The organism is Pseudoalteromonas sp. NFXS53, from assembly GCF_056629255.1.
The window spans coordinates 1-26,555 of the sequence record NZ_JBWVBR010000010.1 but is presented as its reverse complement, the minus strand read 5'-3'; the positions used below and the strand labels follow the sequence as shown (position 1 = coordinate 26,555).

Sequence of the window (26,555 nt, the reverse complement as noted above, 5' to 3'; positions counted from 1 at the left end):
TAGATTTAACCTGCAATTAATTGTTTGAGTTGTCGTGGTGTAAAACCAACCTCTTGCTTAAATAATCGTGTTAAGTGACTTTGATCAGTAAAGCCGCTGTCATGCGCAATATCAACGAGCATTTTGTTTTTTGATAAAAGACGTATTGCTCGTGACACCTTACACCGCTGCTGATAAAGACTAGGTGTACAACCAAAATGTTTATGAAAGCTCCGCGAAAAGTACACAGGATGAATACCTAGCTCTGCCGCTAAGTGAGTTAGATTAAGATTCTCTGGTGCATGTTCAATATATTGTTTGGCTTTTACGAGCCAAGACACTTTATGGCGTTCAGAAGCTAAAGCAGCCCCTTGTCTAATTGCCAGCAAATCCCACAATAACTGCTGCTGAAATGACTCATTATTTATCATCATTCCCTGTACTGACTGCTTAAGCATTTGCAGTAACGGCTTGGCAGTTAATGGTTGCCAATGCCAATCAATATCTACGCCATCAGCATACTCAGTGAAAGTTTGCTTGCTAAAGTTTAATGAAAATATCAGCGCTCCCTGTTTTCCATATTGGTTAGCGTGGCCAAACTCTGCTGGCTTAGTACATAAACTTGGTGTAAATACGTGTTGCTGCTGTCGGTTATCAGACTCAGCCAAAGCGCCAGATAGAACGATTGATACTTGATGACCTTGATGCTCATGCATCGCCATTTCAGTATTAGCGGGGTAGTAAGTTAAGCTCGCATACTGACCTGACGAAATATCGACACGCTTTTGCTTTACTTCATTCATTTGGGTTATAGGTGTGGTTTTGATGCAGTTAGACTAAGTTAAAGCCCTCTTAGCAGCAATCTTAACTATGTAACAGTTTATTCCTTAGTGCAAAATACACGTTGAAGGTGCAAAGGGGTTATGACTGCGAGCGCAGCGAGTACATTCTCTTTGCGCAAGGGTGACGAGTGACCGAAACGAAGTTTCGCAGCACGAGGAAGTGAGGGTATGGATACCCGATGGGCGTAGCTACATGGATGTAATATAACACCAATCTATTTTTCAACATTCTCTTTGCGCAAGTTGAAATAAGCTATTTTAAAAATTGATAAGGGCACAAGGTCTATGAAACTAATTCACTTCTGCGCGGGGTAAACCCGCGCCTACAGTTCGCACCTCAACTCCCTGTAGGCGCCGACTTTATGTCGCGCTTAACCAACCAGCGCAAATCGAACAACTTACGCAATCATAAAGCTACGTTACTCAACCTTTTCTAAATACCGATTCGCATGCTTTAAGCTTTGCAAGTCATTAAAGCGCACACCATGCTCAGCCATAACCGGCTGTATCTTCTTGCTGATTAACTGGCGGATATAAAATGGTTGATTCGGCACAAAGTGATGAATGGTGTGCGTGCGGCCAAAATCAAAACAAAAAAGCTGGAAAGGCAAAAACCAGCGGCTGCTGATCACATGCGTTTGCTCTAACAAGTTGTTCACGCCACCGTAGTAATGCATTGAAGAAGTCACAAAGTTCAGTGACGTTGAGCGGATCATATTCGGCACAATCAGTATCACCATTAAAAATTCAGCCACTGCTAATATATCCGCCCCCCAAAGAGGCACTTTAAACGGCTGAATAAATTGCACTGCATGATAAGCAATCACGCCATATAAAATCGCAAAATAAGCCGAGGTTATAGGAAAACCGGCATTAAACACCTGTAAAAACTTAAAGCCTTTGATCTCTTTGCTAAAACGCTTGGAGTTAATCAGTAAACCGAGCAACCCATCCATAATCACCACCGCTCTTAAAAATGGCGACTTAATGCCATTACCGACTAAGCGTTCTTCTAAATCTTGTTCCGTACCAGACACCTTATGATGGTGAAGATGTATCTGTCTGCGGTACCAAGGGTTAACCGTATTGGGTCGCATCAACCATACTGTCAACATCATAAAATTATGTATAAATGGTCGATTACTAAAGTATTGTTTGTGAATCAGGTCATGCTCTAACTCATGAGAAATAGACGTGATTAAAGCCGCTGAAATAATACACAACCACGCAGGAATAAGCGCAAAATAATACAGCGTCGCAACGCCAACAAGTGAAAAGAGCGACAACAACAAGATAGCCATCGCAATACTGTCTTGTTGATTAAGAATTGGGTAACGTGTCCTGAGCGATTGTTCTTCAGCTTTAATCGCAGTCACAATAGTTTTGATGTTCTGCTTCGCGGTTAATTTTGACATTGAAAATATAACTAACTTTTTGGTGCCAAGATCATAGCGTAAAGGCAACATTCCCTCGACTAATTGCGGTGGAACTAAGTGCAAAATACACGTTGAAGGTGCAAAGGGTTTATGACTGCGAGCGCAGCGAGTACATTCTCTTTGCGCAATATGAATTGAGCTATTTTCAAAACTACAGAGCCCGAAACGAAGCGAACCAGCCTCAGCAAGGGGGATAAGAATACCTAATAAGCATAACTCAATGGGTACCCCCCCTCCTGCACCAGCAAAACCTATTGAGCAACATCCATTTCATACTGCTTAAGTATAGCCAGCATATTCTCTGGAATTGGCGACTTTTGCCCGGTTTTCATATTAAACATCACCACATTCGCATACCCTGTTGTACAGATTGCCTGCTGAGACTCACTAAACGCTTCATAACGCATAGTAAAGCGATCTTCTTTTATGTCAGTAATGTATGAACCAATGTACAAGGTATCTGGAAAAGTCACAGGGCGCTTATATTGCGCATAAGTGTCGCGTAACACAGGACTATGGGTCGGTTCAGACAAAATAGATAAAAGCCCGGTTTGTTGTAAAAAATCGATCCGCGCGGTTTCAAAGTAGCGAAAATACGACACGTTATTCACATGCCCTAATGCATCCATTTCACCCCACACCACCTTTACCTTAGTGGTGATTGCAAACTTCTCGAAAAATTCCTGCATGATGTTGCCTTTGTTATGGTTATTTAGATTTAGAACAAGGACTCATCGTACCAGTACAAAGTGCAAAATACACGTTGCGAAGCAAGGTTACTTTTGCGCAAGGTGAAATGAGCCATTTTAAAAGCTGCTGAGTCTGTACCTAGCTAGAAGGTGCAAAGGGGTTATGACTGCGAGCAAAGCGAGTACATTCTCTTTGCGCAAGGTGAAATAAGCCATTTTAAAATAAACCCGCGCCTACAAACCAAACCTCGATCCCCTGTAGACGCCAACCTTTTCTCGAAATCAAAAAAGCCTTAACGAAACCGTAAATATACACAGCTGAAAATCGCTCAAAAAAATAAAATCACTAAATATCAGAAACTTAAATTAAGGAACGCACCTTGCTATCTCATAACTCTAAACACATGAAGAGTAGGAATAACATGAACTTACTAAGCAAAGTAATCATCGCTGGTTTAATCACAACTAGCCTGCACGCCAATGCCATGATAATTAGGCACGATGTAAATGACGATAAGTACGTTCAACAAGCAAGCGATTACCCCGCTATTTTTCCCTTGAAGGATGACGGTCAAACTAAAAACTGTGTCGGAACTTTGTTGGCACCACAATGGGCTGTAACTGCAGCGCACTGTACTATTTTATTAGAGCCCGGCAGTCAGCTTGAAATAGCAGGTAACAAAGCTGAAGTTCACTCTATTCATTTGCCGCCTGAATATGGCTATATGAAAGCAATAAAAAATGAGCAAGGCAAAATCATCGACATTGAAGACAAGGTTAAAGACCCATCATTTGATATCGCTTTGCTAAGGCTTTCGCATCCTCTAGAAGAAGTTCAAACTTTCCCTCTACTTGAGCCAGAAGTCAAAATGAACCAAACCATAGAAGTGATGGGCTGGGGTGACTTTGGTAACGGTTTAGAAGGCGTCTCTCGCAAAGAGAGAGTGAACGACAGGCAACTGCGTGTCGCGCGCAATAAAATAGACGCCATCAGCGGCAATTATCTGATTTTTAATTTTGATGCGCCAGAAAGCAAAAATGCATTACCGCTTGAGGGCATTAACGGTCCTGGTGACAGTGGCAGCCCCGCCCTTGTTAAGCTTTCATCTGGGTATCACATCGTTGGGGTCAGCTCAGGTGGAGATTACCCGGGTGTGCAAATTCATAAAAGAGAAGGAAAATATGGCTGGCAAGAATACTATATTAGCGTGAATGCAATGACTACTTGGATAGGTAAAACCATGGCTTTAAAAACAGCTACCCCTTAAATTAAATAAGCACCTTTCATCTTGAGTTGCGGCTTTATGCCGCGACTTGATATGTAGGTCGTTTTAGCGCGACAGGTTTTAATTTAACTTCCAATTCAAGAATGCGTCGCGTTGTTGAGAGTGACACCAACAATACAAAACCTCATCTAGAATTTTCACTTTTAATTAGCCAAGGGCAATTGTTAATCTGTTCTTCAAGTTACCATTTCTTAATCCTCTAATAAATTTTATTGATATTTCTCACTCTTGTTACTTAACTAAATTATAAAAACTTGTTTAGGCCACAACATGAACGTAGTTGAAGTTAAGCACCCATTAATTTCACACAAGATGGGACTATTACGAACACACGATATTAGCGTTAAAGCGTTTCGTGAATTAGTATCTGAAATAGGCAGTTTATTAACCTTTGAAGCAACACGAGACCTACCGCTAGAAGATACCACAACCGTCTCTTGGCAAGGTGATATAACCACACAACAACTAGCAGGTAAAAAACTAACCTTGGTTCCGATCTTAAGGGCTGGACTGGGTTTAAATGAAGGGGTGCTATCCATTATTCCGTGTGCCAGAGTCTCTGTGGTTGGCCTTTATCGAGATGAAGAAACCCTAGAGCCTGTGCCCTACTTTGAAAAACTCACTTCTGATTTAGATAAACGTGTCGCCTTGGTCGTAGACCCGATGTTAGCAACCGGAGGCTCAATGATCGCGACCATAGATTTATTAAAAAAACATGGCGTAAAAGAGATTAAAGCCATGGTTTTAGTGGCAGCTCCTGAGGGTATTCAAGCACTTAAAGAGGCTCACCCAGATGTCACACTTTATACCGCCAGTGTTGATGAAAAGCTCAATGAACAAGGCTATATTTTACCAGGCCTTGGTGATGCGGGTGATAAGATATTTGGGACAAAGAAGTAATCAATGGGGTCAGAGTCATTGATTTCATACTTAAACAACATCATATTTAAGCATAGTTAAGTAAAAAGCCGAGGTTTATAGTAACTCGGCTTGAAAAAGCAGCTTATATATCACTGAAATTAAATTAGCCCTTGTTAAGTTTAGTGAGGTTCAAAAACTATTGTAATTGAGCAAGGAGCGGGTCATTTTCATCCAGCGTTTTATTTCTTACTTTTGCTTCTAGCAATAAGCGAACTTTGGTGAGCTTCTTTTGCATTTTATCTTCGGTTGCGCCAACAATGTGCTTTTCCAAACCCCAAGTCATCAAAAATAACTCAAAGGTGGTGTAGGTGATGAGTAAAGTATCCATCATTTTATCTAATACGATATTAACGTCTTGCTTCTGACCGCCGCGTTCATATTTTTGCCTTGCATCACCCACATATAATGCAATGGCGCTGAGCAACTCTTTACCCACTGCTCCACCAGCGACATTAACACCAGCAGCGCCCAATTTCGTCACTCCAGAGGCAGACACCGAACCTACAATACTCGCAACGACACCTAATAGACTTTCTAGAGTCCATAAAATACCGCTATAGAATTTTTGATACCACGCTAGCTCCAAACTAGATGAATCAAAGTGATAGCTTTTGGTCATCATGCGCATCTGTCGATAAGAGACAACCAATAAGTTTTCAACTGCTTTTAGTTTATCTAAGTAACGGGTTTTACCAATACTCTCTTTTTTTTGGGGGCTGCCAAAGTCGCCATTATGATCAGATAAGTTTTTAATTAACCCTTCATAGGCGAGCTTTGCATTATTGCTAGCATTTGAACTTCTATCCATAGAGTATAAAGCGAATACTGCATTATCGTAAGCGACTGCAGGCCACTCCACATTTACGACGGCTTTAATTGTTGCTGCTAGCTTGTTGGTAACACAAAGCATCATTTCAAAGTTATTTTTAGTCATAGCTGAGTCTTCGGTATAAAAGCCACCCACAGAAGGGGGGATAATTGATTTACCGCCTTTTTCCAGTTTAGCTATTTCTTCACTGAAGCCCTCGGTGCTAAATAACCCCCAAAGCTTAGATTTTCTATAGTTATTCCATGGATAACCTACGTCGCTTGTTAACGACTCTTTTTTACCTTTAATTTCTCCGCTATTGTTAATTTCATTGATGATGGAATAGTTTTTAGCAAGCCCTATCCAACCTGTGCCTCTATCAAGATAAAAGTCAAACGCATTTGGTGCGTTGTTATACTTTGAATCGACTCCGCCCTGAGTTTGTTGATTTTTCTTATCCCAATCTCTGAAATTACTTTTTGATTTATCGAATTTCATGTTTTTACAACTGAGTAATGCTGGAGCCCATAAACCCTCTCTTCGCTCAGTAGCCACCCCGTCTGGATCTTTGACTAACTTCTCCAAGTCTCTTTCAAACACCTTATATAAGGTATCTTGCTCTTCATAAGTTTGACTAAGCACATGTTTTAACTTGCCATTGTTAAAAATAAATAATCTCATCTCGTAGCTCTCCTTCTGCTCATTTTACTCATCGTCGTCAATCAAATTTTGCAGTAGCCAATAATCTCCGCCATTGTTTTGCTCACGGATCAAACTGGTCAGTGCAGCCGGTAGATTGAGCTTTTGTAAATCGTCAGATGGCTGAGCTTCCAAGCCATTATATTGTTGTGACATAGGATTTGAATTCATTGGACTGTACTCATAGATCAACATTAAATTGAGTACTGAAAGTAACGAAGTTAGGCTTAGAACACTCGGTGGAATTAACTTAAAATTTGGGGTAATCGAAAAGGGGGTGTTAAAGCCCACTCAGACGCTTTTAGAAGCAAATACAGGTTCAATGAGTTCAGAGTCATTGACTTGTTATTTCGACTTCAAGAACGCCTCTGATTTTCTATCTCCTCCTTTTGCCAAAGGTGAGGCTCTCCTACCCGACATTTCCTCAACTTGTTGTTTGAATTGTTCATTGCCAAGTACCCACATTTTATCGGTTGCTGTTTTTATTTCCTCTAGCGTATATGGCGGAATATCTCTTTCGAACAATGCGCGGTATTGTGCTTGCCTATTCTCTAGGTTCGTACCCAACCGTGTATATAAGTCATGTTCAGTTATAAGCTCAATCACTTTCCCCGTCCCATTATGCTGATAACTTGACCAAGTATACTCAGCAGGATGTGCGACCATGCCTGCTCTAACAGGGTTCAGCTCAATGTAACGACTCACAATTAAAAAATAATTGTCACTATCAACTAATGTTGATTTAAATCTCCCTTCCCATAATGTGCCCGTGCGTTTATAGGTTTGATTAAAATAGCGAACATAGTAACGCCCTAAAGACTGCATAAGCTTGCTAACACCATTGCTTGTTGTTGGCGTTGCCAATAAATGAACATGATTAGTCATCAGTACAAACGCATGTACTTTTACTTCATATTCTTTGGCGTAGTACTTTAGTTTTTCTAAATAAACAACATAGTCATCTGGTTCTACAAAAGTCACTTGCCGATTGTTGCCACGCTGAACAATATGCTGAGGTACGTTAGGAAGATTTAATCGAGGAAGACGTGCCATAACTTAACTAGTCCATTAGTTTATCGTTATATCAGTATAGCTGCTCAAACATAAGTGGAGTCAAAACCCAAAATCAACGACTCTGACCCCTTTGATTGTACTCAGATATGTTGTCAAAAAAGTTCGAAATATCTATTTTCAAGATACTTTTAGCTCTGCAATGTTTTAACGCACACGCAATATAGTCTGTATCACGCTTAGCAAATTCCGCAGGAATTGAACCAAATAAATATGACGGCCAAATTATACCATCTAAAAAAATCCTATTATTAATTCGACCTTGTATTCTTCTAAAGTCTCTATTAGGACTTTTAATTTTGCGTTTTGTACCATCTTTCTTAAAAGCAGGCTTTTTAGGATCAGAATATCTGTCTGTATCAGGAGTGGACAAAAGAGATTCTAATTCTGACTCACTAATTGAGAGAGTTTGAGCTAATTTTAGTTTGGTATTAATTGGTGGGTTTTTATATTTAACTAGCATTTCCGTGTCCATTTTAGGAATGGAGCTGACTTAGGGTAACCCCCTTAGATGCTCTCGCATCGGATGAATACAATTTGCTTTCACCAGTATAATTAAAGACTACAGCTTGTATTCATCAAGTCAGTACATCCTTGCGACGAAGGAGCAACCGTTGAGTTAATAACTCAATAGATCTGACGAAGTCAGGCTATTGTGGTTATGACTCGGCGACGGTGGACCTTTCCAGCAGAGATCCAAAATGGATCGCCTCAAAATTACATTCTGAAGCATTGTCTAAATTATATTTTCCTGGCTGCAACAATCGAGTGGAACACTCAAGCCTTATTAATATATTCCATATCGAAAAACACTTCAAGGACAGATTCTTATATATCAATGAGTAAAGAATTATAAATTCGCAGGGTCAGGTCTTGCATTGTGCAAACCTAAACACAAAACCAACAGACAACTCCCTTCTCCCTTCTATCACGCCTGAAAATAAGCAATTGATGAGTAATGCGCTCGCATGGATGCGAGTCAAGCCACGCTGGCACATGGATGTGCCTTCGTGGCGTTTACGTTCACATCAATTGCGTTTTGAAGATCAAGCGTGATAGAGGGGCGCCGTGGGGTTCCAAGGGGCGGTCGGCGGCAGCCGCCCTTTGGTTGCCGTCGCCAACGCGACAAAGGGTTAAATTGAAGGATAATTTTAAACCTGTCGCGCTAAAACACGACCTACAGGCGATATCAAATCGCGGCATAAAGCCGCTGCTACCGAGGTGTTTTATTCTCTTGTAGGTCGTCGTTTACGGCGACAATGTTGTTAGCTTGTCGCGCTAAAGCACGGCCTACAAGCGATAACAATTCGCGGCATAAAGCCGCTGATACCGAAGTATTTTATTCTCTTGTAGGTCGTCGTTTATAGCGACAATGTTGTTGGATTGTCGCGCTAAAGCACGACCAACAGGCGATAACAAATTGCGGCATGAAATCGCTGCTACCGAGGTGTTTTATTCGCTTGTAGGTCGTCGTTTACGGCGACAATGTTGTTAGCTTGTCGCGCTAAAGCACGACCTACAGGTATTAGAATCCCACCATAAATGACGATCTACGCCCACAAAAAAACCGCCTTAATTGCTTAAGGCGGTTTTTAAAATCATTGTCGCGCTAAAGCACGACCTACGCTCAATTACTCTGCATATGTCTCAACTGCAGGGCAAGAACAGATAAGGTTACGGTCACCTAGTACGTCGTCGATACGTGTAACTGTTGGCCAGAACTTATCTTTCGCTACAGATTTCACTGGGAATGCAGCGTAGAAACGGTCATATGCACGGTCCCAGTCGCCACTTAGTACATCAGCTTGCGTGTGCGGTGCAAATACGAGTGGGTTGTTTTCAATAGACCATTCGCCAGAAGCAATCTTGTTAACTTCAGCTTTAATCGACACCATTGCTTCGATGAAGCGGTCAATTTCAACCTTAGACTCAGACTCAGTTGGCTCGATCATTAAAGTACCCGCTACTGGGAACGACATAGTTGGTGAATGGAAGCCATAGTCTTGAAGACGCTTAGCAATATCCATTTCTGAAATCCCCGTCTCTTCTTTAATAGGGCGTAAGTCAACGATACATTCGTGTGCAACACGGTTGTTTTGACCACGGTAAAGAATTGGGTAGTGCTCGCTTAACTTCTCAGTTAGATAGTTTGCATTCACGATAGCCATTTCAGTCGCTTGCTTAAGGCCTTCTGAGCCCATCATTGTGATGTATGCCCAAGAGATAGGTAAGATAGCTGCTGAACCGTAAGGCGCTGCAGATACTGCACCGTTGCCTTCAGTTGTACCCGGTACGTTGATAACGCTGTGGTTAGGCATGAATGGCGCTAGGTGCGATTTAACACCGATAGGACCAACACCTGGGCCACCGCCACCGTGTGGGATACAGAATGTTTTGTGTAGGTTTAAGTGCGATACGTCTGAACCGATTGAACCTGGGCTAGTTACACCTACTTGCGCGTTCATGTTCGCGCCGTCCATGTACACTTGGCCGCCGTGCTGGTGAACAATCTCACATACTTCACGGATAGACTCTTCGTATACACCGTGTGTAGATGGGTAAGTAACCATGATACAAGATAGGTTCTCTGACACTTCTTCAGCTTTCGCTTTAAGGTCAGCCATGTCGATGTTACCGTCGTTATCACAGGCAACGACCACAACTTTCATGCTTGCCATTTGCGCAGATGCAGGGTTAGTACCGTGCGCTGAGCTTGGGATCAAACAGACGTTACGGTGACCTTCGCCACGTGACTCGTGGTATTTACGAATCGCGATAAGACCTGCGTATTCACCTTGTGCACCTGAGTTAGGCTGCATAGATACAGCGTCGTAACCTGTGATGTCTACTAACCAGTCGTGAAGCTCACCAATCATTGTTTGGTAACCTTGCGCTTGGTCTAGTGGGCAGAACGGGTGAAGCTCTGCAAATTCAGGCCAAGTTACTGGGATCATCTCAGCTGTAGCGTTTAGTTTCATGGTACATGAACCTAGCGAGATCATTGAGTGGTTAAGCGCTAAATCTTTGTTTTCAAGACGCTTGATATAACGCAGCATTTCAGTCTCGCTGTGGTACGAGTTGAAGTTAGGGTGCGTTAAGATTTCGTCGTCACGAACTAGGCTTGCAGGAATACCTGTGATGTCGTCTGCAGATACTTGTGCGTCAAGTGCTGCAACGTCAAGACCGTGGCCTTCACCTAGGATGATGTCGAATAGTGCTAGTACGTCAGCACGTGTTGTTGTTTCGTTCACAGATACTGAGAACTCACCCGCGTGGTTCGTTGCAAAGTTAGTCTCTGCCGCGATTGCGCGTGCAACGATCTCTTCTTTGTTGTCAGCTACAACTGTAATTGTGTCGAACCAAGTGTCGTGCTTAAGGCTTACACCTTTGGCTTTAAGACCTGTCGCTAAGATGCTTGCGAAACGGTTAATGCGCTGTGCAATTGTCTTAAGGCCTTGTGGACCGTGGTAAACCGCGTAGAACGCAGCCATGTTCGCAAGTAGTACCTGCGCTGTACAGATGTTTGAGTTCGCTTTTTCACGACGGATGTGCTGCTCACGAGTCTGCATCGCCATACGAAGTGCGTCGTTACCTAAACGGTCTTTAGATACACCAATGATACGACCTGGTAGTGAACGCTTGTACTTGTCGCGTGTTGCGAAGAATGCCGCGTGTGGACCACCGTAACCCATAGGTACACCAAAACGCTGTGCAGAACCAAGTACTACGTCAGCGCCTAGTTTACCTGGTGCTTTAAGTAGCATTAAGCTCATGATGTCAGCTGCAACACAGGCAATCGCTTTTTTATCTTGTACTTGTGCGATTAGGTCAGTGATGTTTACCACTTCACCTGATGTTGTTGGGTACTGGAATAAAGCACCGAAAATGTCATGGTTAGCTGCATCTGCCGCAGGACCTACTAGCACTTCGAAACCAAACTGCTCTGCACGTGTTGTTACAACGTCGATTGTTTGTGTGTGAACGTCGTCAGCGATGAAGAAGATGTTTGCTTTTTTCGCTTTAGATACGCGCTTAGCAAGGGCCATTGCTTCTGCTGCTGCAGTTGATTCATCTAGTAGAGATGCAGATGCTAGGTCTAGACCTGTGATGTCAATCGTCAACGTTTGGAAGTTTAATAGTGACTCTAAACGACCTTGAGCGATCTCAGGCTGGTATGGCGTATATGCTGTGTACCAACCTGGATTTTCTAATACGTTACGTAAAATTACATTCGGTACGTGTGTTGGGTGGTAGCCCTGACCGATGTAAGATTTGAAGATTTTATTTTGGCTAGCAACAGACTTTAGGTAGCTTAGTGCTTCAACTTCTGTGCGGCTCTCACCCACTGCTAAACCCTGCTCTAAACGAATACCAGCTGGTACTGTTTGCGTGATTAGCTCTTCAACGCTCGATACGTTAAGTGCCGATAGCATGTCGCTCACTTGTGCCGGTGTAGGGCCAATATGGCGGCGGATAAAATCTTGCTTTTGCTCTAATTGCTCAAGAGATTTAGCGTTTGACATTAGTCTAGATTCCTATGATCCAAAAAATTTAGGGGGTTAGTGCTGATTCCTGCTGCGGGTACTGCTCTGGCTTCAGCTTTATCAACTTATCGCTAAGTTGATAAAAAAGTTCTGTACTCTGTATGGTTTAGTACGGACCTTTTTTAAAATTAAACTATAAAAGTTTAAAACAACAAAAGCCCCACAAGGGGCTTTTGTGATCAACGAAGTAATTAGTCTTCGTCGATTACGTTTTCGTAACCTTCAGCGTCAAGAAGGTTCGCAAGCTCTGACTCGTCAGACGCTTTGACTTTGAACAACCAACCGTCACCGTATGCGTCGTTGTTAACGTTTTCAGGTGAATCTTCAAGGTCTTCGTTGATTGCTACAACTTCACCAGTGATAGGTGCGTAGATGTCAGATGCTGCTTTTACAGACTCTGCTACTGCACAGTCTTCGCCAGCGTCAACTTCGTCACCAACTTCTGGTAATTCAACGAATACCATGTCGCCTAGAAGCTCTTGTGCGTGCTCTGTGATACCTACAGTGTAAACGCCGTCGCCTTCAGCGCGAACCCACTCGTGTGAAGACGCGTATTTTAACTCGCTAGGAATGTTGCTCATCTTTTTGTTCCTTTGGTTCGGTGTAATAACTGGGCGATGGTTCGCCCTTATTAATATTAAATAACTGACTTGCCGTTACGTACGAAGCAAGGCTTCACTACTTTAACGTCAACTAACTTTTTACGCATTTCTACTTGCGCTGTTTCGCCCGTTGAGCGAGGAACACGCGCTAGTGCAACACTAAAGCCTAATGTCGGAGAGAATGTACCAGAAGTAATGATACCTTCGCCACCTTCTACGACAACTTTAGAGCCACCACGTAGAACACCTTTGCTTTCAAGTACTAGACCAACTAGCTTATGTGTGCTCTTTTCAGCACGTTGCTTAGCAACCGCTTCACGACCGATGAAGTCACGATCTTCAGGTTCCCATGCAATCGTCCAAGCCATGTTTGCAGCAAGTGGAGATACAGTTTCATCCATATCTGAACCGTATAGGTTCATGCCCGCTTCTAAACGTAGCGTATCACGTGCGCCAAGGCCAGCCGGCGCTACGCCTGCGTCTAATAATTTTTGCCAAAGGTCAGCTGCATCATCGTTGTGTACAACGATTTCGTAGCCTGCTTCGCCTGTGTAACCAGTCGTTGCAATGAATAGATTGCCCGCTTGTACACCGAAGAATGGTTTCATACCTTCAACTGCAGCGTTTTGCGCGTCATCAAGTACTTTAGCTGTTTTTTCTTTTGCGTTAGGACCTTGTACTGCGATCATCGCAAATTCAGGGCGCTCAGTGATTTCTACTGCGAAATCAGTCGCTACTTTAGCAATGTGCGCTAAATCTTTTTCACGCGTTGCTGAGTTAACAACTAGGCGGTATTCAGTGTCAGAGAAGAAGTAGATGATAAGGTCGTCAATTACGCCACCTTCTTCATTTAACATGCCTGTGTAAAGTGCTTTACCAGGTACTTCTAGCTTAGCTACATCGTTCGCTACAAGCTTACGTAAGAATGCTTTTGCGTCTGCGCCTTTAACGTCCACAATCGTCATGTGAGATACGTCGAACATACCTGCATCAGTACGTACTGCGTTGTGCTCTTCGATTTGTGAACCATAGTTGATTGGCATTTCCCAACCGTGGAAGTCAACCATTTTTGCGCCAGCTTCTACGTGCTTAGCGTGTAGTACAGTTTTAGAAGTCATATCATTCCTTCACTAATTACTGACCTTGTAGTGTATGGCTACAAGATTGCCTCTTCGAGGCGGGGTTAATGCAATAACAGCTAAGGCACCCGTATTGAGTGCCTTAGCAAATTTTATTTGAAATCTAGTTTAGGCTAAAGCCTTGTTCTTGCAACTGTTGATGCCACTTATTAAGAGTGTCTGTTTGGGCAATCAACTGATACTGCTGCAAGTCGTCTGCAAGTAATGAAGTGACGAACACTTCACCACTTTGACGGCCGTAGCACACTTGCTCGTCTGATAAACGCAGACCCGGTGTTAAACCAAACTGTTTGATAATGGTATCAAACGCTTGCTCACCGCTTAATGTGCTCATGCTTAAATCTTTGCGCGCCACCAGCTCAATGTCGTAATCACTGTGGTGGGCTTCAACCAAGTTTTGTAGCTCATCTGCGTGGCTTTGTTCAATCACAAAGCGGTAAGCCGTTTCACTGAAGTAATAAACCGTAAATGCCGCACCCGATGCCAGTTGGCCTTTAATGCCTAAACCCGGTGCTAATAGTTTATTTAGATTAATACCTAAAACTTGGTTTAAAAATGGTGTGGTTTCGAAGCCACTGAAGTCTAAGACCAATTGTGCGCTTTCTAACGCTAATGTGTTTAGCGCAGGCGCTGTGCCTTGACGATGTTTTGCAAACATACTGGCTGAAAATGTCATAACCACACCTTAATAAAACTTTAATTTGTGCAGTATATGAGTGCATTTGAGCAACAACAAATTGTATTTATTTATACATTGATAAATAATGCTTATGTAACTTGGTTTTATAAATTGATTTTTTAAATATGAAGAACTTATCGAACGACGGCTTACGCACATTTGTTACTGTGGTTGAATTAGGTGGCTTTGCCAAGGCCGGTGAACTACTGGGATTATCGCAACCTGCGGTGTCATTACAAATCAAACGACTCGAAGAAATGCTCGGCTGTCGACTGTTTAAAAAACAAGGCCAAAGGCAAGTTATCAATCAATATGGCGAGCTTTTGCTGCCGCTGGCTAAACAAATGCTACAACAAAACGACGCCATCTTACAGCAGTTCACCTCCGAGAGTGTGACCGGTAAAGTGCGCCTAGGTATTCCGAGCGAATTTGCAGCCCGTATTCTGCCGTCTATTATTGGCGACTTCGTTTCTCTTTACCCTGATGTGGCCCTCGAAGTGAAATCACGTTTGAGCAAACACCTGTTGTCTGTTTCGCGCCAAGATCAATTCGATTTAGTGTTGGCATTGAATGAAGAGCTTAATTCAGAACAGTTCCCCGTTTTTATGCAAGACCAGCTGGTGTGGGTTGGTAATTTAAACCTCGCAAAGAACGATATAGTGACTTTGGTCACCGCACCTGAGGGCTGTATCTACCGCCGCCGCGCCATCGAAGCCCTACAGCAAGCCGGATTAAAATACCGTATTGTCTACAGCAACGCCGACTTAACCGGTCTTATCGCCGCGATTAAAGAAGACCTAGGCGTCACCGTGCTTGCTAAAAGCACCGTGCCAAGCGACTTAAATTATCAATCACATACCCCTCACCTACCCGAACTCGGCCAAATTGGTATTTGCTTGGTAAAAAATTCACCCGAGTCTGTGCATGCCGTTGATAAGCTGGCGGAGTTTATTGAGTTGAGATTGGGGTAAGCGGTAAGCGGTAAGCGTACAATAGTTTGCGAGTTGCGAGTTGCGAGTTGCGAGTTGCGAGTTGCGAGTTATCAAGATAATTCTAAAAGCGCGACATAAATTCAGCGCCTACAGGGTGTAAAGGCTTGCTTTGTAGGCGTGGGTTTACCCCGCGCAGATTAATTTTGAAATTCATATTGGTGTTGTTTTACATCCATGTAGCTACGCCCATCGGGTATCCATACCCTCACCTCCTCGCGCTGCGAAACTTCGTTTCGGTCACCCGTCGCCCTTGCGCAAAAGTAACTTTGCTTCGCTAGAGTTCAACTCTGCGGCGGCTAAAATGGCTCACTTCACCTTGCGCAAAAATAACCTACTTCGTAGGTCTATTTTGCACTACCTTTCCCAACAGCCTCTTTGGCAAACAGGGTTTTAATCGGCCCTAGGTTATCAACCATACTCAAACCAACACCACGGATCAGTTTCTTCAGCGGGTTATCACCTTCAAACAACTCTTTTAAACCTTGCATCATGGCTATGTGCTTTTGCGCATCGAGTTTACGGGCACGCTCGTATTCACGCAGCACGCGGGTACTGGCAAATTCTTGCTTGCTGTCGGTGAGTAGTTTAATTAAAAGCGCTGCATCTTTAAGACCTAGGTTCATACCTAACCCTGCCAGCGGATGGATGGTGTGTGCCGCATCACCCATCAATGCAATCTTGCCGTTTACCCACTGTTGAGCGTAACGCATTTTCAGCGGGAATACCGCGCGGTCGTCTTGTACTTCACATAAACCGCACTGTCCGTCGATGGCAACATTCAATGCTTTATTGAACTCAGCCTTATCTAATGACATCAAATGCTGTGCTTGTTCAGGTGAGGTTGACCACACGATTGATTGACTACGTTCATCACTCAGCGGTAAAAACGCCAAAGGGCCGGTTGGTAAAAATACTTGTCTTGCAGTGTGGCTGTGTGTCTCTTGCGTCTTAACCGTTGCGACGATGGCGTGGTGGTCGTAGTCCCAAAACGTAATGGGCATCTTGAACTGAGTACGAATGCCCGAATTTGCCCCATCTGCTGCAACTAATAGCTTAGCCATAACTGGCATACCTGACTCTAAGGTGATTAACACGTCAGTGTCGGTTTGATGAATACTTTGATAGCGGGTATTAAAGCTAAGCGTTGCAGATGAATACTGTTTTAACTGCTGAAACAGCGCATAACGAATGGCATCATTTTCAATGATGTGGCCAAGCTCAGGTAAATCTAGCTCGGTACTGTTAAAGGCGATTTTGCCAAAACTATCTTTGTCTCTGACATCCATATGCGTATAGGCACAAGTTCGCTGCGCTAAAATATCATCCCATGCACCTAGCTCAGTAAATAACGTTTGGCTGGCAAGACTGATAGCACTCACACGATTAGCAAATTGCTCAGTAAGTGGCGCAGGTTCACTGCCCGCATCAATCACGTGCACGCTAATGTTATTTTTCGCCAGACCTAACGCCAAAGTAAGGCCTACACAGCCACCACCGACAATACATACTTGCGCTTGTTGCATCAGCTTTTTCCTTTAATAACATGACCCATTAGTTGTTTGGCTAACGGTGCTTTTAAATTTTCAGACAGTGACATGGCAAGCAGACCGCAACTGCGACCGAGTGCCATTAAACGAGAAGAATTTGAGAATAGTCGAACAAGCGCATCGGTCAGTGTCATCACCGTTTTGATGTCTTGTGCGCGCGCACGGTTATAAGCTTGTGTGAAGGCATGTTCACCCAAAGCATGTTGCTCTGATGCAATCAGCTCAACCAAGGCTTGAATGTCTCTTAAACCCAAATTAAAACCTTGCCCAGCTATTGGGTGAATAGCGTGTGCTGCATTACCTATTAATACGCTACGGTGATGAACGAGCTGCTCGACTCGACCTAGTACCAGCGGATATTGTGCGCGCATACCAACCTGTTTAAATACCCCAGCGCGATAGCCAAAGGCAGTTTGCAGCTCTGAAATAAAGACTTCAGGTTCAAGCGTTTTATAATGCTCAAGGTGTGCGTTAGGCATACACCAAACCAGCGAGTAGCGGTTTTGTGTCATAGGCAGCAGTGCCATTGGCCCATGCTCGGTAAAACGTTCAAACGCTTGACCGCTATGACCACCTTCAACTTCGATATTGGCGATTAGTGCCCCTTGCTCATAAGCCAAACTATCAAAACCAATGTTTAGCTGTTTGCGCGTGGGGGATTGTGCGCCATCGGCAACAACCAACAGCTTTCCACTTAACTGGGTTTCGTCGTTTAAGGTCAGCTCAACACTAGATTGGGTTTGCTTTAATTCATTAATGGTCGCTGGGCAGTATAGTTGAATGTCAGTTTTAGCTAGCTGTTGGTGTAAATAAGCACCAAATGGGTTCACTTCCACCACATAACCAAGGGCATTCGTTTTATAGTCTTGATGGTGCAGTGAGGTTTTACCAAAGTGACCTCTATCAGACACGTGCACTTGCTTAATGGCTTCGGCAAACGGCCAGTCGGCATTAAACAAGTTAAACTGCTTTAAATACTGCACAGACTGATCAGCCAAGGCAATTGAGCGGTCGTCAAAACTGGGATGTGTTTGGCTTTTTGGTGCAAATGCCTCAATCACGGCAACTTGCAAAGTTGGGCTGGTCTTTTTGATTGCCAAAGCAGCGGTGGCCCCTGCCATACCGCCGCCTACAATCACAACATCAAAGTGCTGCAACGCATTCTCCTACTGCTGCATTAACGCTTCTATTTCTGCTACGGTTTTCGGCACGTCTTGGGTCAGATTTTCGTGACCATTTTCAGTTACCAATAGGTCGTCTTCAATACGAATGCCGATGCCTTTATATTGCTCTGGCACTTGCGCATCTTCATCGAAGTACAAACCTGGCTCTATGGTCAACACCATACCCGGTGCAAATGGACGGTCGGCTTCATCGAGCTTGTACTCGCCCACATCGTGCACGTCAAGGCCTAACCAGTGACCTAAACCATGCATATAGAACGCTTTGCATGCTTGTTTTTCAACAAGTGTATCTAACTCGCCAGATAAAATACCGAGCTCGATCAAACCTTGGGTCATTACTGTCATCACCGCTTTATTAGCAGCAACCAAAGTACCGCCCGGCTTCACATGCTCAAATGCCGCCGCTTGGGCTTTTAATACCAGCTCATAAATGGTCTTTTGTGGCTCACTGAATTTACCAGACACAGGGAAAGTTCGCGTGATATCAGCGGCATAACCTTCAAGCTCACACCCTGAGTCAATCAACACTAAGTCGCCAGCTTTTAAGGTATCGCTGTTTTCTGTGTAATGCAGAATATTGGCATTATTGCCTGAGCCGACAATGGTGCCATACGCCGGGTAGCGTGCGCCATTCATTGCATAATGATGATGAAGCTCGGCTTCTAGTTGATATTCTGTGGCATCAGGCTTGGCAAACTGCATTGCTCGCACATGACCTTCAGCGCTAATTTGACCCGCTTTACGCATCACGGCAATTTCGGCGTCTGATTTAAACAAACGCATTTCGTGAATAAGCGGTCGTGTATCTTTGATTATCTCCGGCGCGCGATAGCCTTTTTTTGGTGCGCCGCGCAGGGTATTTAATAAAGCCCATACCTTGTCATCAAACGCACTGTAAGTACCTTGCGTATAAAATAAAGTGCGATTGCCATTTACCAATTGCAGTAGCTCATCGTCTAACTCACTCAACGGGTAAGTTTCATCAAACTGATAATCAGATTTGGCGCTTTCATAGCCCACTCGGCGGCCGTGCCAAATCTCGGCAGTTTTATCCTTGTTACGACAGAATAACGTGCTTTTGCCTTCACCTTGCTTGTCTTTTGATAAGACTAAAACGGCATCTGGCTCTTTAAAGCCTGTCAGGTAGAAAAAGTCACTGTCTTGGCGAAACGGGAATTCGGTATCGCGACTGCGGGTGATCTCAACCGCAGCAGGAATAATCGCTACGCTGTGGTTGTCGAGTTGCGCAAGTAATTTGCTTCTGCGCTGAACAAATTCTTGAATGCTGATCATTAGTGTAACGTCTTTGATGGAGTAACAGTTTCTCTGCCCATTTCAGCAAAACATAACAGCGCTGAAACACGGATATATTCAACTATCTCGTGGAAAGCTTGTTGGTCTTCTTCTTCTTCACCGAAATCAGTGTCGAGTTTAGTGATTTCACTAAAATCGTTGATCACTTCTTTTACATCAACCGACAGCTTGCCATAGTCTTTTTGCTTTAAGCCAAAGCCCAATAAAAAGCCCGACACCCATGCCACTAGCGCATTGGCTTTATCTAGTAGGGTTTCGTCTTCATTTGGCAAATACAGCTCAAAGTTTGGTTCTTCGCTGTTGAAGCATGACATAACATGCGTGAACATTTGGCCAAATAGCCCTTTTAATTCGTTGGAGAAACTTTGTCCGTCGTTAAACACGTCACTTAACATGATTAAGTAGTCTTTTTCATCAATGTTTAAGCCACAAGCCAGCAAACCACTGATGGTGCCGTGTGCTTCTGAAGGCGATACGAAAATATCATGCTTTTCAAGCAGCAGTTGTGCTTGTGTGTAATCGGTCATTTCTGTCATTGCTAATGCTCGTCAAAGAATCTTCATTATAAGAACACACTCCATTTAAAAAGTATGTCTTAATTTAATTGCTATCAATGCTAACACTCACAGTATAGCAACTCCAAACAATTGTCTTTAAAGGGCTTCAATTATGAACAGTTGTCGGTTATGTCGGCAATGGCGTTTAATTTGCCAGCAGTTGAACTGATATTTTTTGATTTATGGTTTACCTCTGCTGCAAGTCTTATATACTGAACTTAATTCCCTAGCTCGTAGGACAGCAGATTAAGTCCCTGAGCCGATAAACTTTATCTAGGGGTGTAGTTTGCTTACTATTGCGCAAGCTTGGCATGTACCGAGAAGCCTACGGTGAGCTGTTACACTCCGCCTTGAACCTTAGGGTTCAAGGGCTGACATCAGCATCCGCGAAGCCGGGGAAGTCTTACCTTTATTTCTGAATCTCTTTTCTTTATCCATCTAAATTTCTTACCCCTATTTTTAAATATCGAATTGTTAAATATAGCTTTTTTAGGCAAAAAAAAGCCCCGGCATTTGCCAAGGCTCTTATCTATTAACTCAATCGAGATTAGTCAGCTTGAGGACGCATGTGCGGGAACAAGATAACGTCTTTGATTGTTGGTGAGTCAGTGAAAAGCATCACTAGACGGTCAATACCAATACCTTCACCCGCTGTTGGTGGTAAACCATACTCAAGCGCTTGAATGTAGTCAGCATCGAAGTGCATTGCTTCATCATCACCGGCATCTTTTTCTTCAACCTGACGCGCAAAACGCTCAGCTTGATCTTGTGCATCGTTAAGCTCAGAGAAACCATTTGCAAGCTCACGACCACCAACGAAGAACTCGAAACGGTCAGTGATGAATGGGTTTTCATCGTTACGACGTGCAAGTGGCGATACTTCCCACGGGTACTCAGTGATGAAAGTCGGTTGAATTAGCTTGTGCTCAGCAGTTTCTTCGAAGATTTCACATAAGAACTTACCAGCACCCCATACACATTTTTCTGGGATCTTAACGTGTACTTTCTTCGCGTAAGCGACTAGCTCGTCGAAGTGGTTTTCAGGATCTTTGAAGATATGCGCGATTTCTTCAGCGTCAGGACCATACTTGATGATGGCATCAGCCATAGATAGACGCTCGAACTGCTTACCGAAGTCATATTCAATCGTCTCAACCACTTCGCCTTCAGCATTTTTAACTGTGTTAATCACGGTTGTTGTACCAAGAACATCTTGTGCAACAGTACGTAACATGTCTTCAGTTAAATTCATTAGGTCGTTGTAGTCAGCATACGCTTGGTAGAATTCGATCATAGTGAATTCTGGGTTGTGACGCGTTGAAAGACCTTCGTTACGGAAGTTACGGTTGATTTCGAATACACGGTCAAAACCACCTACTACTAGACGCTTAAGGTAAAGCTCAGGCGCGATACGTAGGTACATGTCGATATCTAGTGCGTTGTGGTGCGTCACGAATGGACGCGCCGTTGCGCCACCAGGAATAACCTGAAGCATTGGCGTTTCAACTTCCATGAAGTCACGCTCAGCTAAGAAACGACGAATGCCTTCGATCACTTTTGAACGAATGCGGAATGTTTCACGCGTGTCCATGTTGGTGATCAGGTCAACATAACGCTGACGGTACTTAGCTTCTTGGTCTGTTAGGCCGTGGAACTTCTCTGGTAACGGACGAAGTGACTTAGTCAGTAGCTCGTACTCTACCATGTCTACGTAAAGGTCGCCTTTACCTGACTTATGAAGTGGACCAGACACACCGATGATGTCACCGATATCTAGTTGACCATATTTTTCTTTAAGCGTTTTTTGCACGTCTTTTGATGCATATGCTTGAATGCGACCTTTCATGTCTTGTAACACAAGGAAAGGACCGCGTTTAGCAAGAATACGACCTGCAACCGATACCTGATGGTCTAACTCAACAAGCTCTTCCTTCGATTTATCACCAAACTTAGCCTGTAGATCAGCCGTATAGTCTTCACGGCGGAAGGTGTTCGGGTGGCCATTGGCATCACAATTCTCACGAATTGTATCCAATTTAGCACGACGCTCAGCAATGAGTTTATTTTCGTCTTGGATTTGATCTGTCATTTTTTAGCTCTTAGTTTAGCTTGTTGATTAAAGGCCTGATTTCAGGCTGGCTTCGATAAATTTGTCTAAATCACCGTCTAATACTGCTTGGGTATTACGGTTTTCAACGCCAGTACGTAAATCTTTGATACGTGAGTCATCTAATACGTATGAACGAATTTGACTACCCCAACCGATATCTGATTTAGCATCTTCTTGAGATTGCTTTTCGGCGTTTTGTTTTTTCATTTCAAGTTCAAACAATTTCGCTTTTAACTGCTTCATTGCTTGCGCTTTGTTTTTATGTTGTGAGCGGTCATTCTGACACTGCACAACGGTATTCGTTGGTAAGTGGGTAATACGTACCGCAGATTCTGTACGGTTAACGTGCTGACCACCGGCACCCGATGCACGATATACGTCGATACGTAAATCAGCTGGGTTAATATCAATTTCGATGTTGTCGTCAATTTCTGGGTAAATAAACGCAGACGCAAATGAAGTATGACGACGACCTGTTGAATCGAATGGGCTCTTACGCACTAAGCGGTGTACGCCTGTTTCTGTACGTAACCAGCCGTAAGCATATTCACCAGATACACGCACGGTTGCGCCTTTAATACCGGCAACATCACCATCGGTCGCTTCAACGATTTCAACTTTAAAGCCTTTGGCTTCAGCCCAGCGTAAGTACATACGCAACAGCATGTTACACCAGTCTTGCGCTTCAGTACCGCCCGAACCTGACTGTAAGTCAATGTAGGCATCGTTAGCATCTTGTTCACCAGAGAACATACGACGGAACTCTAGCTTTTCTAATTGACCCACTAGACCTTCTACTTCAGCTTGTGCTTCTTCAAAGGTTTCTTCGTCTTCGGCTTCAACGGCTAGCTCTACTAGGCCTTCTGCATCATCTGCACCACCAACAAGGTTATCAATGGTTTCAACAATTGCTTCTAGATTCGACTTTTCACGGCCTAATGCTTGCGCTTTTTCAGGCTCGTTCCATACTGCTGGGTCTTCTAACTCTGCGTTTACTTCTTCTAAGCGCTCTTGTTTTAGAGCGTAGTCAAAGATACCCCCTAAGCAGCTCAGTGCGTTCGCGAATTTCCTTGATTTGGTTAATCACAGGATTCACTTCAAACATGCTCACTACTCCAAAAAAATTAACGTGTCACGCGAATAAAATAAATAGCTGAATGCTTTTCCAGCCCATAAGAAAGGCGCGTGATTTTTAAACGCGCCATGATAACAGACAATCTGTGCCCTATAAATGGATTTATGCGGGTTGTGCTTGAATTTCTCGCACTAATAATTGCAGTGAGAACTTGCCTCTAAACTCATTTATATCGAGCTGATACGCCAATTTGGCATATTGTGCAGCTGTATTTGGCCAAGCTTTTACATCAATGTTAAAAGCAATGGCATCAACTAACTGACCTGAGCTGTGTTTTAGCACCAATTTTAGGTGTTTTTCACCGACAATACGCTGCTGAATGAGTTCAAATACGCCTTCAAATACAGGTTCAGGGAATTGCTGACCCCAAGGCCCTGCTTGCTGAAGTAGTTGCGCAAAATCTAGATTGAAACAGGTCGCAGGCAACTCGCCATCAGTCAGTAACACACTTTGCTTATGCTCTTCGGTCAAAATCGCACTAGCAGCATTAGTAAACGCCGTTTTAAAACGTTCAAAGTCACGCTCTAAAATGGTTAAACCTGCCGCCATGGCATGACCACCAAACTTAGCAATTAGGTCTGGGTGCTGAGTGTTAATTTGCTCAAGTAGGTCGCGCATATGCAAGCCTTCGATAGAGCGACACGAGCCTTTTATTTCCCCCTCGTCACCTTGCGCAAAAATAATTGCCGGACGGTGATAACGCTCTTTCAAGCGCCCCGCCAAAATACCAATCACCCCTTGGTGCCAATCGTCTTGATATAAACAGACAACATCAGGCACGCTTTGTTGTGCCGATACCAAGCGCTCAAGCACAGCTTGCGCTTCTTGCTGCATACCCGCTTCAATCTCACGGCGCTCATGGTTAAGCGCATCAAGCTCGCCTGCAATGCGTCTTGCTTGGTTGATGTCTTTCGATAACAAACAAGCGATACCTAAACTCATATCATCGAGTCGACCCGCAGCATTCAGGCGCGGCGCGAGTGCAAAACCAAAGTCGCTGGCAGATAAACGCGCAGCATTGCGTTTTGCCACTTCAATAAGTGCGGTGATCCCCGGTCGCGTTTTTCCACTACGAATCCGTGCTAGGCCCTGATAAACCAATGTGCGGTTATTGGCATCGAGTGCCACAACGTCAGCAACGGTGCCTAGTGCAACAATATCGAGTAACTCTGCTAAATTCGGCTCTGGCTGTTGTTGAGTCACAAAATATTGCAGCTCACGAAGACTGTGACGCAGCGCCACCAGCAAGTAAAACGCCACACCCACACCCGCAATGCTTTTTGAAGGGAAGTTACAACTATGCTGATTAGGGTTGACGATGGCATCGGCATTAGGCAGTTGCTCACCTTGTAGGTGATGATCTGTAATAAGTACTTTAATACCGGCATTTTTAACAATCTCAACACCACTGATACAAGAAATACCATTATCTACGGTGATCACGAGATCTGGCGCGATGGTAACAATTTGCTCTGCCAGCGCAGGGCTTAAGCCATAACCCAAACTAAAGCGGTCTGGCACAAGATAATCGACATGCTGGAAACCAAATAATGCTAACCCTTCCATCAGAACCGAGGTACTGGTTGCACCATCAGCATCAAAGTCACCAACGATTAAGACTTTACTTTGCTTTTGCAATGCTTCGACTAACAAAGCACAGGCCTTATCCATATCTTTGAATAAGTTGAAATTTAATAAGGTGCTAGCACGATTATCGAGCTCAACAGGGTCGCTTACACCGCGAGCTGCATAGATTTGTTTAATTACAGGATGAAGATGCGCAGGAAGATAACTGTCATCCACGCGCTCACGTGTTGCTATCACGGTTTGCATTTATTCTTTTACCCTTATACCTGCACTCAAAAAACGTTAATTAAGAGTGCGAGTATTACAACATTATACCAATCCTCAATAATACTTAATCATTTTGAGGGACTAAAACTGACGCTAGCTTCGTTAAAAATTTCTTATTTAGAACAACTAAATAGCAAAATTTCCGCCTCGCTATCGACAATTTTCCTTGCCTCAAAATAGATCACTTAATTAAGAGGATTGGTATTAAACAGAAATTTAACAGACAACAAAAAAAGGCCCTTAGGCCTTTTTAAGAATACGGTGATTATAGCGAATTTTATCGCTTATGACTTCTTACCGTCTAGCGCTTGCGCCAATGCCGCTGCTGGTTGGTAACCAGGAATAATCGAACCATCTTCTAAAATGATTGCTGGCGTACCAGAAATGCCAAAGCTCTGACCTAACTGGTAGTGCTCAGCCACAGGTGCAGAACAATTTTTAACTTCTGCCACTTCTTCACCCGCTTTTGCCTCTGTTAATGCTTTTGCAGCATCTTCAGCACACCACACATTCATTAAGTCTTTGTAACCTTTACCGCGTAAGCCACCACGAGGGAATGCTAGGTACTTAACCGTGATACCCGCATTTAGATAATCATCTAATTCACGGTGTAACTTACGGCAGTAACCACACGTAATGTCGGTGAATACCGTAATTTGATGCTTTTCGTTTTCAGCTTTGTAAACGATCATTGAGTCTTCGTACTCAGTTACGCCGTCTTTGCGTACGCCACTTAAAGCTGATTCAGTTAAGTTTTCACGATTCTCAACATCGATCATCGTACCTTGAACCAGGTAACGACCATCTGGGCTTACGTAAAATACGCCTTTGTCAGTTAAAACCGTACTTAAGCCAGCGACTGGGCTGTCTTGAATTGCTTTAACTGTTAAGCCTAAGTTATTTAACTGAGTTTCAATTGGGCTTACTGTTGTTTCTACTGCGTCAGCTAAAGGAGCAGTCACTTGCTCAGCCATTGCGCCTGTAGATAACGCCATTGCTGCAGCTAAAATTAACTTTTTCATTCTGTTCTCATAAATTTCGTTGCTACCCAGTATGACCGGATAAATTCAAAAAAATTCCATCACGCACGAGGATGATGTTCTTGATGCAGCGATTTCAACCTTTCGCTCGCTACATGGGTATAAATTTGTGTCGTCGATAAGTCGC

Annotated in this window: 22 protein-coding genes and 1 other RNA gene; 4 read left to right on the top strand and 19 right to left on the bottom strand. The window is 43.6% G+C overall.

The genetic code is table 11. From position 1 onward, the window contains the following. Positions 1-5: 5 nt before the first annotated feature. The 3 genes from AC1HJP_RS12005 to AC1HJP_RS11995 all read right to left on the bottom strand — a co-directional run bounded on the left by AC1HJP_RS12005 (position 6) and on the right by AC1HJP_RS11995 (position 2,946). Positions 6-782: a helix-turn-helix domain-containing protein gene (locus AC1HJP_RS12005; protein ID WP_480362028.1), complete on the bottom strand. Its 777-nt coding sequence runs from the start codon at positions 780-782 to the stop codon at positions 6-8. 458 nt (positions 783-1,240) lie between these two features. Next, positions 1,241-2,236, bottom strand: a complete 996-nt coding sequence (locus tag AC1HJP_RS12000) for a fatty acid desaturase (RefSeq protein ID WP_480362027.1) — start codon at positions 2,234-2,236, stop codon at positions 1,241-1,243. 272 nt (positions 2,237-2,508) lie between these two features. Beyond that, positions 2,509-2,946, bottom strand: a complete 438-nt coding sequence (locus AC1HJP_RS11995) for an acyl-CoA thioesterase (protein WP_480362026.1) — start codon at positions 2,944-2,946, stop codon at positions 2,509-2,511. 422 nt (positions 2,947-3,368) lie between these two features. Between AC1HJP_RS11995 and AC1HJP_RS11990 the strand changes: the two genes are divergently transcribed. Beyond that, positions 3,369-4,214, top strand: a complete 846-nt coding sequence (locus AC1HJP_RS11990) for a S1 family peptidase (RefSeq protein WP_480362025.1) — start codon at positions 3,369-3,371, stop codon at positions 4,212-4,214. A 288-nt stretch (positions 4,215-4,502) separates the two neighbouring features. Beyond that, positions 4,503-5,132, top strand: coding sequence for a uracil phosphoribosyltransferase (gene upp / locus AC1HJP_RS11985; RefSeq protein WP_480362024.1), 630 nt, complete (start codon positions 4,503-4,505; stop codon positions 5,130-5,132). A gap of 157 nt (positions 5,133-5,289) precedes the next feature. On the opposite strand, the gene AC1HJP_RS11980 is transcribed toward upp, so the two are convergent. The 8 genes from AC1HJP_RS11980 to AC1HJP_RS11945 all read right to left on the bottom strand — a co-directional run bounded on the left by AC1HJP_RS11980 (position 5,290) and on the right by AC1HJP_RS11945 (position 14,692). Continuing rightward, positions 5,290-6,642 carry a hypothetical protein gene (locus AC1HJP_RS11980; protein ID WP_480362023.1) on the bottom strand — a complete coding sequence of 451 codons (1,353 nt, stop codon included), beginning with the start codon at positions 6,640-6,642 and terminating at the stop codon, positions 5,290-5,292. 24 nt (positions 6,643-6,666) lie between these two features. Then, complete coding sequence (locus tag AC1HJP_RS11975; protein ID WP_421963649.1) at positions 6,667-6,831, bottom strand: hypothetical protein; 165 nt, start codon at positions 6,829-6,831, stop codon at positions 6,667-6,669. 174 nt (positions 6,832-7,005) lie between these two features. After that, positions 7,006-7,713: a transposase gene (locus tag AC1HJP_RS11970; RefSeq protein ID WP_480362022.1), complete on the bottom strand. Its 708-nt coding sequence runs from the start codon at positions 7,711-7,713 to the stop codon at positions 7,006-7,008. A 73-nt stretch (positions 7,714-7,786) separates the two neighbouring features. Further along, positions 7,787-8,194: a hypothetical protein gene (locus AC1HJP_RS11965; protein ID WP_480362021.1), complete on the bottom strand. Its 408-nt coding sequence runs from the start codon at positions 8,192-8,194 to the stop codon at positions 7,787-7,789. Between the two features lie 1,168 nt (positions 8,195-9,362). Continuing rightward, the gene (gene gcvP, locus AC1HJP_RS11960) at positions 9,363-12,254 is read right to left on the bottom strand and encodes an aminomethyl-transferring glycine dehydrogenase (RefSeq protein ID WP_480362020.1); all 2,892 of its coding nucleotides are present in this window, start codon (positions 12,252-12,254) and stop codon (positions 9,363-9,365) included. 212 nt (positions 12,255-12,466) lie between these two features. Continuing rightward, entirely contained in the window at positions 12,467-12,856 is a 390-nt protein-coding gene (gene gcvH, locus AC1HJP_RS11955) for a glycine cleavage system protein GcvH (RefSeq protein ID WP_480362019.1), read from the bottom strand. 56 nt (positions 12,857-12,912) lie between these two features. Then, positions 12,913-13,995, bottom strand: coding sequence for a glycine cleavage system aminomethyltransferase GcvT (gene gcvT / locus AC1HJP_RS11950; RefSeq protein WP_480362018.1), 1,083 nt, complete (start codon positions 13,993-13,995; stop codon positions 12,913-12,915). Positions 13,996-14,119: 124 nt separating this feature from the next. Next, positions 14,120-14,692 (bottom strand): hypothetical protein, encoded by a 573-nt coding sequence (locus AC1HJP_RS11945; RefSeq protein ID WP_480362017.1) that lies wholly within the window; start codon positions 14,690-14,692, stop codon positions 14,120-14,122. Between the two features lie 128 nt (positions 14,693-14,820). Here AC1HJP_RS11945 and AC1HJP_RS11940 point away from each other — a divergent pair, with 128 nt between their 5' ends. Then, positions 14,821-15,666 carry a LysR family transcriptional regulator gene (locus AC1HJP_RS11940; RefSeq protein ID WP_480362016.1) on the top strand — a complete coding sequence of 282 codons (846 nt, stop codon included), beginning with the start codon at positions 14,821-14,823 and terminating at the stop codon, positions 15,664-15,666. A 365-nt stretch (positions 15,667-16,031) separates the two neighbouring features. On the opposite strand, the gene AC1HJP_RS11935 is transcribed toward AC1HJP_RS11940, so the two are convergent. From AC1HJP_RS11935 to AC1HJP_RS11920, 4 genes are read right to left on the bottom strand one after another with little or no spacing between them, the layout of a single operon-like run. Then, positions 16,032-17,210, bottom strand: coding sequence for an FAD-dependent monooxygenase (locus AC1HJP_RS11935; RefSeq protein WP_480362015.1), 1,179 nt, complete (start codon positions 17,208-17,210; stop codon positions 16,032-16,034). Further along, complete coding sequence (gene ubiH / locus AC1HJP_RS11930; protein ID WP_480362014.1) at positions 17,210-18,391, bottom strand: 2-octaprenyl-6-methoxyphenyl hydroxylase; 1,182 nt, start codon at positions 18,389-18,391, stop codon at positions 17,210-17,212. Before ubiH ends, AC1HJP_RS11935 begins: the two co-directional genes overlap by 1 nt. Positions 18,392-18,400: 9 nt before the next feature. Further along, positions 18,401-19,711 (bottom strand): Xaa-Pro aminopeptidase, encoded by a 1,311-nt coding sequence (pepP, locus tag AC1HJP_RS11925; RefSeq protein ID WP_480362013.1) that lies wholly within the window; start codon positions 19,709-19,711, stop codon positions 18,401-18,403. Beyond that, entirely contained in the window at positions 19,711-20,268 is a 558-nt protein-coding gene (locus tag AC1HJP_RS11920) for a UPF0149 family protein (protein ID WP_138479913.1), read from the bottom strand. The genes pepP and AC1HJP_RS11920 overlap by 1 nt, the downstream gene beginning before the upstream one ends. A gap of 241 nt (positions 20,269-20,509) precedes the next feature. On the opposite strand from AC1HJP_RS11920, the gene ssrS reads away from it, so the two are divergent. Then, positions 20,510-20,692: non-coding RNA, 6S RNA (gene ssrS, locus AC1HJP_RS11915), on the top strand. 144 nt (positions 20,693-20,836) lie between these two features. Here the strand turns inward: ssrS and lysS are convergent. The 4 genes from lysS to dsbC all read right to left on the bottom strand — a co-directional run bounded on the left by lysS (position 20,837) and on the right by dsbC (position 26,410). Beyond that, positions 20,837-22,378 carry a lysine--tRNA ligase gene (gene lysS / locus AC1HJP_RS11910; protein WP_480362012.1) on the bottom strand — a complete coding sequence of 514 codons (1,542 nt, stop codon included), beginning with the start codon at positions 22,376-22,378 and terminating at the stop codon, positions 20,837-20,839. A 27-nt stretch (positions 22,379-22,405) separates the two neighbouring features. Further along, positions 22,406-23,504 (bottom strand): peptide chain release factor 2 gene (gene prfB, locus AC1HJP_RS11905; protein ID WP_130256774.1). Its coding sequence is split into 2 segments (ribosomal slippage): positions 22,406-23,428 and positions 23,430-23,504, totalling 1,098 coding nucleotides; the frame shifts between segments, so codons are not numbered across the junction. 132 nt (positions 23,505-23,636) lie between these two features. After that, on the bottom strand, positions 23,637-25,367 hold the full coding sequence (recJ, locus tag AC1HJP_RS11900) for a single-stranded-DNA-specific exonuclease RecJ (protein WP_480362011.1): 1,731 nt from the start codon (positions 25,365-25,367) through the stop codon (positions 23,637-23,639). A gap of 305 nt (positions 25,368-25,672) precedes the next feature. Further along, on the bottom strand, positions 25,673-26,410 hold the full coding sequence (dsbC, locus tag AC1HJP_RS11895) for a bifunctional protein-disulfide isomerase/oxidoreductase DsbC (RefSeq protein WP_480362010.1): 738 nt from the start codon (positions 26,408-26,410) through the stop codon (positions 25,673-25,675). Between the last annotated feature and the right edge of the window lie 145 nt (positions 26,411-26,555).